The sequence below is a fragment of the Streptomyces cyaneofuscatus genome, from assembly GCF_042718795.1.
GTDB lineage: Bacteria > Actinomycetota > Actinomycetes > Streptomycetales > Streptomycetaceae > Streptomyces > Streptomyces cyaneofuscatus_A.
The window spans coordinates 21,148-32,018 of the sequence record NZ_JBHXOX010000025.1; the positions used below are offsets into that span (position 1 = coordinate 21,148).

The 10,871-nt window shown below is 72.2% G+C and carries 9 protein-coding genes; 5 read left to right on the forward strand and 4 right to left on the reverse strand.

Annotated features, from left to right (window positions below; translation table 11 throughout):
* Positions 1 to 32: 32 nt before the first annotated feature.
* The 3 genes from ACFWRT_RS26570 to sbnA all read right to left on the reverse strand — a co-directional run bounded on the left by ACFWRT_RS26570 (position 33) and on the right by sbnA (position 2,294).
* On the reverse strand, positions 33 to 230 hold the full coding sequence (locus tag ACFWRT_RS26570; RefSeq protein WP_272586797.1) for an MbtH family protein: 198 nt from the start codon (positions 228 to 230) through the stop codon (positions 33 to 35).
* 85 nt (positions 231 to 315) lie between these two features.
* Positions 316 to 1,305, reverse strand: coding sequence for a 2,3-diaminopropionate biosynthesis protein SbnB (gene sbnB / locus ACFWRT_RS26575; RefSeq protein WP_380952207.1), 990 nt, complete (start codon positions 1,303 to 1,305; stop codon positions 316 to 318).
* 5 nt (positions 1,306 to 1,310) lie between these two features.
* Positions 1,311 to 2,294 (reverse strand): 2,3-diaminopropionate biosynthesis protein SbnA, encoded by a 984-nt coding sequence (gene sbnA / locus ACFWRT_RS26580; RefSeq protein ID WP_380952205.1) that lies wholly within the window; start codon positions 2,292 to 2,294, stop codon positions 1,311 to 1,313.
* A gap of 211 nt (positions 2,295 to 2,505) precedes the next feature.
* Here sbnA and ACFWRT_RS26585 point away from each other — a divergent pair, with 211 nt between their 5' ends.
* From ACFWRT_RS26585 to ACFWRT_RS26605, 5 genes are all read left to right on the forward strand, one after another.
* Positions 2,506 to 4,419 carry an acyl-CoA dehydrogenase family protein gene (locus ACFWRT_RS26585; RefSeq protein ID WP_380952204.1) on the forward strand — a complete coding sequence of 638 codons (1,914 nt, stop codon included), beginning with the start codon at positions 2,506 to 2,508 and terminating at the stop codon, positions 4,417 to 4,419.
* The gene (locus ACFWRT_RS26590; protein ID WP_380952203.1) at positions 4,416 to 6,110 is read left to right on the forward strand and encodes an acyl-CoA dehydrogenase; all 1,695 of its coding nucleotides are present in this window, start codon (positions 4,416 to 4,418) and stop codon (positions 6,108 to 6,110) included. The genes ACFWRT_RS26585 and ACFWRT_RS26590 overlap by 4 nt, the downstream gene beginning before the upstream one ends.
* A 77-nt stretch (positions 6,111 to 6,187) precedes the next feature.
* On the forward strand, positions 6,188 to 6,478 hold the full coding sequence (locus tag ACFWRT_RS26595; protein WP_380952202.1) for an acyl carrier protein: 291 nt from the start codon (positions 6,188 to 6,190) through the stop codon (positions 6,476 to 6,478).
* The gene (locus ACFWRT_RS26600; protein WP_380952201.1) at positions 6,475 to 7,866 is read left to right on the forward strand and encodes a condensation domain-containing protein; all 1,392 of its coding nucleotides are present in this window, start codon (positions 6,475 to 6,477) and stop codon (positions 7,864 to 7,866) included. The genes ACFWRT_RS26595 and ACFWRT_RS26600 overlap by 4 nt, the downstream gene beginning before the upstream one ends.
* Positions 7,867 to 7,937: 71 nt before the next feature.
* Positions 7,938 to 9,752 carry a fatty acyl-AMP ligase gene (locus ACFWRT_RS26605; protein WP_380952200.1) on the forward strand — a complete coding sequence of 605 codons (1,815 nt, stop codon included), beginning with the start codon at positions 7,938 to 7,940 and terminating at the stop codon, positions 9,750 to 9,752.
* Positions 9,753 to 9,810: 58 nt separating this feature from the next.
* Here ACFWRT_RS26605 and ACFWRT_RS26610 read toward each other — a convergent pair whose 3' ends face one another.
* The gene (locus ACFWRT_RS26610; protein WP_380952199.1) at positions 9,811 to 10,860 is read right to left on the reverse strand and encodes a DUF1015 family protein; all 1,050 of its coding nucleotides are present in this window, start codon (positions 10,858 to 10,860) and stop codon (positions 9,811 to 9,813) included.
* Positions 10,861 to 10,871 lie beyond the last annotated feature (11 nt).

The following is a 10,871-nucleotide window of genomic DNA, read 5'->3' on the forward strand; positions in this document are numbered from 1 at the left end:
GGGCCCTGAGCGGGGCCCTCGCGGGACGGTGATCAGGCGGCGAGGCGTTCGCGCAGGCTCAGCGGACGCATGTCGGTCCACACCTGGGCGATCCGCGCGAGGCACTCCTCGCGGGTTCCCTCGGTGCCCTCGGCCTGCCAGCCGGCGGGCAGGGCGCGGTCCGTCCACCAGATCGAGTACTGCTCCTCGTCGTTGAGGACGACGCGGTAGGAGGTCTGCTCGCTGGACATGGTGGTTCTCCTTCGGAAAGGGGTGATGGGTGGTGTCCGGCGCCCGGGGCGCCGTGGTCGCGCTCGCGGTGCCGCGGGCGCGCGCTCAGGCGAGGAAGTCGGTGATGTCGACGCCGAGGCCCAGCTCACGGGCCGAGGTGTGCACCTCGACGGCGAGGGCGAGGTCGAGGACGCCGAGGCCGAAGGGGGAGAAGACGGTCACCTTGTCCGGGTCCGGCGTGAAGGTGCGGGTCCCGGCGATGAGCTGACCGATCGAGGCGTCGATGAAGCGGCGGTGGCCGCTCATGCGTTCGGCCAGGTGCAGCGAGGTGAGCTCACGGCAGACGTGATCGGCGTCGTCGACGATGTTGTGCGTGTGCAGCAGGGTCTCGGGGTCGATGTCGCGCAGCGAGACGTGCAGGACGACCGAACCGGGCGCCACCGCGGTCAGATCGGTGTGCGGGACGCCGGCAGAGGTCGCGAACGACACCAGCCGCTGGGCGGCGAGCGCCTCGTCGAGGGAATCCACCACGGCGACGCGGGCCTGCGGAAGCAATTCCGCGCAGCGGCGCGCGAATTCACCGGCGCGGGGAGCAGAACTGTCGTGGATCGTCACTTCTTCGAGGGGTTCGATCGCCGCGTTCACATAGCGCAGGATCTCCAGGTTGATGACGCCGCAGCCGACCAGGGTGATTCCGGTGGGGCGGCTCTCCCGGGTGAGCATCTCGGCGGCGAGCGCGGCGGAAGCGGCCGTGCGCGCTGCGGATATCAGGGACCCTTCGAGTAGCGCCTCCGGATGACCGGTGCGCAGGGAGTTGAGCAGCATGGCGGCGCTCGCCCGGGGAATTCCGGACTGTACGTTTCCGGGGAAGGAGGATATCCACTTCATCCCTGCCGCGGGGTGCTCTCCGCCCCGGAAGGCCGGAAGCCCGATGATGCGGTCGGACGGCTGGTCGGGAAACCGCAGGAAGACGGAGCGCGGAATGACGGTGGCGCCCTGCTCGTGGAGCAGGTAGGTCGCCCTGACGGCATCGATGTGTTCCCGCTCCTTGTTGCTGAGGAGCTTCTCCACATCCGCTTGCCGGATTACGAGCATGGGGGTCAGCCTTTCCACAGGTGCGAGACTTCACCGAAGTGGTCACGCACCCAGTCGTCGGAGTAGATGGTCTTGAGATAGCGGTCCCCGCCGTCGGGGAAGATGACGGCGCACACCGATCCCGGCTCGATCCGCGGGAGGAACTTGTCCACGGCGGCGAGCACCGCGCCGGACGACCCGCCGGCCAGGATCGCCTCGCGCCCGACCAGCCGGCGGCAGAACACCACGCAGTCGAGATCGCAGACGTGGATCACCTCGTGCGCCGCCGCCGGGTCCATCAGGGCCGGCCGCACCGATGCCCCGTGGCCTGGGATGAGGCGGCGGGTGGGCGACCGGTCGAAGATCGCGCTGCCTTCGGCGTCGACCGCGACCACTTTGGTGTCGAGGCCCGCCTTGCGCAGGTAGTCCGCGCAGCCGCGCAGCGTGCCGAAGGTGCTCACCGAGGCGAAGAGATAGTCGACGCGGCCGTCGAGGGCCTCGACGATCTCGTGCATCGTGTTCTCGTGCGCCTTCGGGTTGAACAGGTTCGCGTACTGGTTGGGCGAATAAGCGTGCGGAATCCGTGCCATGAGTTCGCGCACCCGGCGCAATCTGTTGGGCAGGAACTCGCCCGTCTCCTCGTCCCGCTCTTCGACGACCTCCACTTCGGCTCCGTACGCCCGGAGAATGGCCAGGTTCTGTTCCGTGGTCTTGGCGTCGACCACACACAGGAAGCGCAGGTTGAAATACCTGCATATCTGTGCGAGCCCTACTGCGAGATTTCCCGAACTGGACTCCACGATCACCGAACGTCCCGGCTCTATATCGCCGTTGCGCAGCGCTTCGAGGAGCATGTTCAGGCCGCTCCGGTCCTTGATGCTGCCCCCTGGATTGAACCGCTCGATCTTGGCGTAGACGTGAACGCTCTCGCCAGGAAACATGCGGTCCAGCTTCACCAGAGGTGTCTTGCCGATCGTCCCCAGAATCCCCGAATGCGATGTGCTCGGCATGGATTCCCCCTCACCTGTTGGGCGTGCACTGAGGACACTAGAGCGCGACTTCGCCAGGGAACAGTTTTGGCCATGGCAGGGAAGTGTCACCGCAAGGTCCTGACAGCCCGGGACCGCCACAGGGGCCCCTTGTTGGCCAAGACTGAGGTCATCAGAAACAGCCGTGAACCGTTCGCAGATTCAGGTGGGGGCAGTGGATTCAGGTGAGGTCGTGGATTCCGTGAGGACCGTCGTTTCCGGTGGGGGTGTGGCCGCGGCGGGACGCATCGGGCAGGGGGAGGGCCAGGACGTGGTGACGCGGGAGGGGCCGCGGCCCGCACCGGACTACCCTCCGTACGCGCTGGCCGGCGCTTTCGACCGGGAGCTGGGCGACCCCGCCCGCCCCGATCTGCCCTTCTTCCCGGGCCGGCTGCGCGAGCTGGACGCGGCCGAGGACTTCCCGGCCGACCAGGTGCGCCTCCTGGACGCGGCGGGCCTGCCCGCGCACTACGTGCCGGCCCGCCACGGCGGCGCCCTGCACAGCTACGAGGACCTGCTGCACCTGGTCCGGGTGGTGGCGCGGCGGGACCTGACCGTCGCCATCGCGCACACCAAGACCTATCTCGGCGCGGTCAGCACCTGGGTCGCGGGCTCGGCCGAGCAGGCCCGTGCCCTGGGCGAGCGGGTCGCGGCCGGCGCGGTCGTCTCCTGGGGCCTGACCGAGCGCGAGCACGGCAGCGACCTGCTGTCCGGCACCCTGACCGCGACCCGCACCCCGGACGGCGGCTACCGGCTCGACGGCGAGAAATGGCTGATCAACAACGCCACCCGCTGCGACCTGATCTGCGTACTCGTCCGCACCGGACCCGCGGGCGGTACCCGGGGCTACAGCCTGCTGCTCGTCGACCGGTCCACGCTCGCCGACGGCACCCACACCCCGCTGCCCGCCGCCCGCACCCACGGCATCCGCGGCGCCGACATCAGCGGCATCTCCTTCACCGGCGCGCGGGTGCCCGCCTCCGCCCTGCTCGGCGCGGAGGGCAGCGGCATCGAGACGGTGCTGCGGGCCCTCCAGATCACCCGCACCCTGTGCGCCTCGCTGTCCCTCGGGGCGGGCGACCACGCGCTGCGCATCGCCACCGGTTTCGGCCTGGAGCACCAGCTGTACGGCAAGCGCCTCATCGATCTCCCGCAGGCCCGACGCTCCCTGACCGAGGCGTACGCGGACCTGCTCACGGCGGAGGCCGTCACCCTCCTGGCGGCGCGCGGGGTGCACACGCTCACCGAGGAGATGAGCGTCACATCGCCCACGCTCAAGTACCTGGTGCCCGCGACCGTCGACCAACTGGTCACCGACATGGGGCAGTTCCTCGGCGCGCGGTCCTTCCTCAGCGAGGACTTCGCGCACGGCGCGTTCGCCAAGCTGGAGCGTGACCACCGCATCGTCGGCATCTTCGACGGCAACTCGCTGGTCAACCTCAACGCCCTGATCAACCAGTTCGGTTCACTCGCCCGCGGCTACCGGGCCGGGCGCACCGAGGCCGACGCGCTCGCCACGGCCGCCGACCTCGGCCTGCCGGTACCGGAGTTCGATCCCGTCCGGCTCGACCTGACCTCCCGGGGCGGCAACAGCGTCACCGCGTCGCTGCCCGCCGGAGCCGACGCGCTGCGCGTGCTGGCCGACGCCGGCGCGGTGCCCGTCTCCCTGGCCGACCGTGCGGCGCACCTGCGCGAGGTCGCCGACGAGACCCACGAGCGGATGGCGGCCCACCGGCCCACCCCCCGCGACGTGCCCGCCGACGCCTTCGACCTGGCCCACCGGTACACGCTGTGCGCGGCCGCGGCGGCCTGTGTACAGATCTTTCTGCACAACCGGGCCGCCCGCACCGAGGGCGCCTGGCGCGACGGCCTCTGGCTGGAGGCGTGTCTCGCCCGGCTCGCGGCCCGGCTGGCGCCGGGCCGGCTGCCCGCTGAGGGGACCGGGGACGAGGAGGCCGTCCTGGACGACCTGCTGCCCCACCTCCTCGACCAGCACACCGGCGGGCGCATGTTCTCGCTGCTGCCCTTCCCCCTCGCCCCCTCCGCGGACGACGCCGAGCGGCCCGCCCGGTCCGCCGCCGTACCGCAGCTCCAGGAGACGCCGTGACCCCGACCGCCCCCGCACCCACCACCGGCCGCCCCTCGACGGCCGACCTGGAAGTCGTCCTCGGTGATCCGCACGACCCGGCCAACCCGCTCGGCCTGCACGCGGTCCTGGCCGCCGACGAGCGCGCCGAGCTGCTGCCCGAGGGCGAACGGGCCCTCGACGACTGGGGGCTGAACGCCGAGTTCGTACCGGCCCGCCTGGGCGGCCGGCTCACCGACATCGAGCGCCTGATGCACGTGATGCGCACGGTCTCCCGCCGCGACCCCACGCTGGCCCTCGGCTACGGATTCACCAACTACATCTCCGGCTCGGCCATGTGGACCTCCGGCAGCCCGGCGCAGCAGCGCCGGATGGCCGACATCCTGCTCGCCGGCGGCAGGACGGCGGCCGCATACAACGAGCTCCCGCACGGCAACGACTTCACCCGCACCGATCTCACCGCCACCCCCGACGGCGGCCGGCTGCTGCTGGACGGGCACAAGCAGGTCGTCAACAACATCGGGCGCGCCGACGCCGTCGTGCTGCTCGCCCGCACCGGCGAGGGCCCCGGCAACCGCAGCCACTCGCACGTCTTCGTGGACTTCACCGAAGGCCACGCCGACCGGGTGCGGCGCGACGAGCGCTTCCCCACGGCGGGCCTGCGCGGCTGCCTCATCGGCGGTGCCGAGTTCACCGCGTTCCCGGTCCCCGCCGACGCCCACATCGGACCGGTGGGCGGCGCCATGGAGACCGTCCTGCGCGCCTTCCAGACCACCCGCGCCGTCGCCCCCGGCATGATGGCCGGCGCCTTCGACACGATCCTGCGTACGGTGACCCGCTTCACCCTGGAGCGCCGGCTGTACGGGCGCCGGGTCGCCGACCTGCCGCACGCGCGGGCCACCCTGGTCGCCGCGTACGCCGATCTGCTGGCCGCCGACGCCCTCACCACGGTCTCCTGCCGGGCGCTGCACGTCCTGCCCGGCCAGACGAGCGTCCTCACGGCGGCCAACAAATACCTGGCCCCCAAGCTCCTGCACCGGGCGAGCCGTGACCTAGGGGCGATCCTCAGCGCCAACTCCTTCCTCCGGGACGGCAGTTACGCGATCTTCCAGAAGTTCGCCCGCGATCTGCCCGCGATCACCTTCGCGCACGCCAACGCCTCCGTCTGCCTGGCGACGATGCTCCCGCAGCTGCCCCGGATGGCCGCCACGAGCTGGGGGCTCGCCGAGACCCCGCCAGCCGGCCTGTTCCGGCTGGACGCGCCGCTGGGCGACATCGACTACCAGACCCTCGAACTCACCGCGCGCGGTGCCGACCGGCTGACCGCGACGCTGGGCCACCCGGGCGTGGCGGAGCTCCTGCCGGACGCCGCCGCCCGTCTGGTCGCCCTGTTCCGCGCCGACCTGGCGGACCTGCGGGAGCGCTGTCTCGCCCTGCGGCCCACGGACACCTCGGTGATGGCGGGCCGGGCGGGGTACGCCCTCGCCGACCGCTACGCCCATCTGGCGGCCGCTTCGGCCTGCCTCGGGATCTGGTTCCACAACCAGCACGCTGCGGACCCGTTCCTCACGTCGCCGCACTGGCTGACCGCCGCCCTAAGCCGCCTGGCGACCCGCCTGGGACACGCCGCGGTCCTCCCGCCGGAGACCGAGGCCGTCCTCTTCGACTCCCTCACCGGCAGCGACACCCCGTTGTCGCTCACCCGCACCTGACCCGCGCCCGTCGACGTACCGCCGGCGGCCCGCGACCTGAAGCCTCACACCACCTTTCCACCCACCAAGGAGCACCCATGAGCACCGACCGGGCCACGACGACCACCACGACCACCGTCCGGACGCCGGAGGAGGTCCGTGAGTGGCTCACCGAGCGGGTGGCCTACTTCCTCGACGTGACGCCGCAGGACATCGCCTCCGACGCCCTCCTCGTGGAGATCGGCCTCGACTCGGTCTACGCCCTCACCCTCTGCGGGGACGTCGAGGAGCAGTTCGGCATCGTCGTGGAGGCCACCCTCGCCTGGGACCACCCCACCGTGGACGCCCTCACCACCCACATCCACGCGCAGATCGCCGATCCGCGATGACCACGGCCCCCGGCAGACCGCTGTCCGTGGGCCAGGAGGCCCTCTGGTTCCTGTACCGGATGGCCCCGGAAAGCCCCGCCTACAACGTCCAGGCCGCCCTGCGCGTGCGCGGCGCCCTGGACGAGAGCCGCCTGCGGCAGGCCCTGCACGCCCTGGCCGAACGCCACGACGTGCTGTGCTCCACCTTCACGGAGGGCCCCGGCGGCCCCGAGCGCGTGCCCGGTCCCCCCGCCCTGCTCCCCCTGGAGGTCATGGACGTACCGGAGTCCACCGACGACGACCACCTCACCAAGCTCGTCGCCGAGTTCGGCAGGCTGCCCTTCGACCTGACGGCCGAGGGAACCTCCCGCGCCCTCCTCGTACGCCGCTCCCCGACGGACGCCGTCCTCGCGGTGTGCACCCATCACATCGTCTCCGACGCGACCTCCCAGTGGCTGCTCCTCCAGGACCTCCTGGACCTGTACGCGCACCAGCCGCCACCCCCGCTGAGAAGCACCTTCGACCATTACGTGGCCGAGGAGCAGCGTGTCCTGAGCAGCCCGCGGCGCGCCGAACTCGCCGCCTTCTGGGAGAACTTCTGCGCCGGAGCGCCGGCCGGCGAGGTGCCGACCGACCGCCCCCGCGCCGCCGCCGAGGCGGGCGTCCTGCACGGCGCCACCTGCGAACTGCGGCTGCCTGACGAGCTGGTACCGCGCCTGCGGGAGACGGCCCGGCGGACCAAGGTCACCGGCTTCGCGCTGCTGCTCGGCGTCTTCCAGAGCCTGGTGCACCGCTACGGCGGCCGGCGCGACTTCCTCATCGGCACCCCGACCACCACCCGCAGCGGCCCCGGTATGCGCCAGGTCGTCGGCTATCTCGTCAACACCCTCGTGGTCCCCGCGCACTTCACACCGGAGACGACGTTCGCCCAGGCCGCGGGGGCGGCCCAGCGCCAGGTGATGACGGCGATGCGCAACATCGCCTTCCCCTACGCCCTGCTCGCGGGCGAGGACCCGTACAGCACCCGGAACCCGCCGGTGCGGATGGCGTTCACGATGGTCGCGCCCACCCGGCTGGAACCGCTCCTGCAACGCGTCACCGAGGCCGCTGCCACCGGCACCACCACCCGGTACGCGGGCCTCGATGTCGCCTTCGTCGACGTCCCCATGCTGGAGGGCCAGTTCGACATCTCGGTGGAGATGCGGCAGAGCGAGACGTCCCTGACGGCCGTCTTCCGCTACGCCACCGACCTGTTCGACGAGAGCACGGTGCGCCGACTGCTCGACCACTACGTCCAGCTGCTCACCGCCGCCGTCGACCACCCCGAGGAGCCGGTCACCGGCCCCGCCCTGGTGCGGGCGGGCGAGCTGGACTCGCTGCTCGCCCTCGGCGCGGACGACGACTGGTGACCCCGCCGCCACGGCCCCGTACACCCCGCCCAGCCCGCTCCACCCGATCCAGCCGACCCCTTGGGGGAAACATGTCCTGGCAGCCCAGCGCCCTGCCGTCCGCGTCGAGCGCCACGGCCCGCATCCGCGAGAACGCATCCGCCACACCCGGCGAGACCGCCGTCGTCTTCGTCCGCGACCCCGCGTCCCCGGGCCCGGAGAGCCACGAGCGATGGTCGTACGAACGGCTCGACCACGAGGCACGGAGGATCGCCGGCCGGCTCCAGGAGCTGTGCACACCGGGCGACCGCGTCCTGCTCCTCTACCCCGAGAGCCTCCAGTTCGCCGCCGCCTTCGTGGGCTGCCTGTACGCGGGTGTGGTCGCCGTCCCCTCGTCGCTGCCGGGCGCCTACGCCCACCAGCGGCGTCGCGTCGACTCCATCGCGCGCAGCGCCACCGTCTCCGTGGTGCTCACCAGCGAGGCGGTCGCGCCGTCCGTCCTCGACTGGGCGGCCGCCTCGGACACCGCCCCCGCCTGCCTGGTCACCGACGGCCCCGAGCTGACCGACGCGCACGCGGACGCCTGGGTGATGTCCGAGGCGGTCACCCACGACGACCTGGCCCTCCTCCAGTTCACTTCGGGCTCCACCTCGGACCCCAAGGGCGTGATGGTCACCCAGGGGAACCTGCTGCACAACTCGGACGGTCTCAGCCGGGCGTTCGGCCTCGACCGCACCACCCGCTTCGGCTCGTGGATACCCCAGTACCACGACATGGGTCTGCTCGGCATCCTGCTGCCGCCGCTGCTGCTCGGCGGCTCCTGCGTCCTGATGAGCCCGACGAGTTTCCTCAAGCGCCCGTACTGGTGGCTGAAGGTCATCGACGACTACGGCATCACCTGGTCGGCGGGGCCCAACTTCGCGTACGAGCTGTGTGCCCGCCAGATCACCGACGAGCAGCTCGCCACACTCGACCTGTCCCGCTGGCGGTACGCCGCCAACGGCTCGGAGCCGATCCAGGCGTCCACCCTGACCGCGTTCAGCGAGCGGTTCGAGCCCGCCGGCTTCCGCGCCGACGCGATGCTCCCCTGCTACGGCATGGCGGAGGCGACCGTGTTCGTCTCCGGCACCGGACCGCGCGAGCTGACCGTCACCCGGGTCGACGAAGCGGCCCTGGAGGAACACGCGTTCTCCCCCGTCGACGCGGACCGGCCGGGCCGCCCGGTGGTGAGCTGCGGCGCCGCCCTCGACTACGACGTCGCGGTCGTGGACCCCGCCACCCTGGCGGCGCTGCCGGCGGGCCGGGTCGGTGAGCTGTGGCTGCGCGGCCCGAGTGTCGCCCGCGGGTACTGGGACCGTCCCGAGGCCACCGCCGCGACCTTCGGCGCGCGCACCGCCCAGGGCGACGGCGGATACGTCAGGAGCGGCGACCTGGGCACGGTCCACGACGGCGACCTGTACGTCACCGGCCGGATCAAGGAGCTGATCATCCTGCGCGGCCGCAACATCTACCCGCAGGACATCGAGCACTTCATGCGTGCGGGCCACGAGGACCTGGTGGGCCTGTTCGGTGCCGCTTTCCTCGTACCCGTGAGGACTGACGACGGCGAGGTGGACGAACAGCTCGTCGTTGTGCACGAAGTGCGCGGCGGGGTACGGTCCGACGCGCTCGGGCCGCTCGCGGAGCGGATCAGGGCCGACATCACCCGCGCGTTCAGCGTCCGGCCCGGTGCGGTCGCCCTGGTCCGGCGCGGCGCCGTACTGCGGACGACCAGCGGGAAGATCCAGCGTGCCGCGATGCGCGAACTGTTCCTGGCGGGCGGCCTGAGCGCTCGCCACCTGGCCGCGAACGACGCCCTGGCCCGGACTGTCGCCACGGCCACGCGGTCCGTGCCGGTACTGGCCTGAGCGAAGCAGGGGCGGCCCCGTCCTCCGGGCCGCCCCACCCCTGCCGGCCCCACCTCGCTCACAGCATCCGGAAGACCAGTCCGCGCAGCGGCTTGGGCTCGAAGGACGTCGACTTCCAGGGCAGCGTGACACCGGCCTGCGCCAGCTCGCGCACCACGTCCTCGCCGACCGGACGCATCAGGACCGCCGTCCCGCCGACCGCCCGACGCACCGCCTCGTCCGCGTCGTGCGCGTGCCCGACCTGCCGCGCGTCGTGCGCCGGCACCTTCCACAAGTGGCCGAGCAGCGTGTCACGCAGCACCGTGGCGTCCAGCTCCCGCCAGCGCGCGGGCCGGTCGTGACGCACTGTGTGCCCGGTCAACTCCGGGGCGGGCGCGTCCAGCAGGTGGAAGGCCCGCCCGTCCGTGACCACGAAGGCGTTGCCCCGCACCTCCAAAGCCGCCGCCCGTCCGTCCAGCGCTTCGAGCGCTTCCACGCAGCCACCGGGCAGCCGCCGAACGCGGAAGAGGCCCGCGACCGCCGCCAGCGCGTCGCGGAGCGGCAGCCCGGGCAGCACCCGGTGGATGGGGCCCATGGCGAACGGATGGCGGCCGGTGTCCACGAGCAGCGCCAGCCCGAACTCCCCGGCCGCCGCGTCCACCTCCTGCAGCTCGCGGTAGGTTGCCCAGCGGTGGTGCCCGTCCGCGATCAGCGCCTGCCGGACACCGAGGTCCGCACGTACCGCCTCCTGGTCGGCGCGGCCGGTGATCGCCCACAGCCGGTGCCGTACGCCGTCCGGGTCCCACGCGTCCAGCAGCGCCGGCACCTCGTGCGCGGTCCGCTCCAGCACCCCGGCGGCCCCGCCGTCGCCGCCCCGGTACCCGAGCAGCACCGGTTCCAGCTGTGCGCGCCCCGCCCGCAGGAACGCCACCCGCTCCTCCACGGCCTGAGCCGCCACGTCCTCGTGCGGCACCACCGCACCGGTCAGCCGCACCGCACCGATGATCCCGCGCCGCCCGCCGCCCCACTCGTACCCGTACAGTGCGGGCCACTCGTCGAAGGCGAGGAATCCTCCCGCGCCGACCCGCACCCCGCGGAACGGAACCACGTCTACCCCAAGGCGTCTCATCCCCCAAACAT

Bases quoted from the DNA above. Each gene is read 5' to 3' on its own strand.
- ACFWRT_RS26570 (WP_272586797.1), bottom strand. From the start codon at position 230: ATGTCCAGCGAGCAGACCTCCTACCGCGTCGTCCTCAACGACGAGGAG.
- sbnB (WP_380952207.1), bottom strand. From the start codon at position 1,305: ATGCTCGTAATCCGGCAAGCGGATGTGGAGAAGCTCCTCAGCAACAAG.
- sbnA (WP_380952205.1), bottom strand. From the start codon at position 2,294: ATGCCGAGCACATCGCATTCGGGGATTCTGGGGACGATCGGCAAGACA.
- ACFWRT_RS26595 (WP_380952202.1), top strand. From the start codon at position 6,188: ATGAGCACCGACCGGGCCACGACGACCACCACGACCACCGTCCGGACG.
- ACFWRT_RS26600 (WP_380952201.1), top strand. From the start codon at position 6,475: ATGACCACGGCCCCCGGCAGACCGCTGTCCGTGGGCCAGGAGGCCCTC.
- ACFWRT_RS26605 (WP_380952200.1), top strand. From the start codon at position 7,938: ATGTCCTGGCAGCCCAGCGCCCTGCCGTCCGCGTCGAGCGCCACGGCC.
- ACFWRT_RS26610 (WP_380952199.1), bottom strand. From the start codon at position 10,860: ATGAGACGCCTTGGGGTAGACGTGGTTCCGTTCCGCGGGGTGCGGGTC.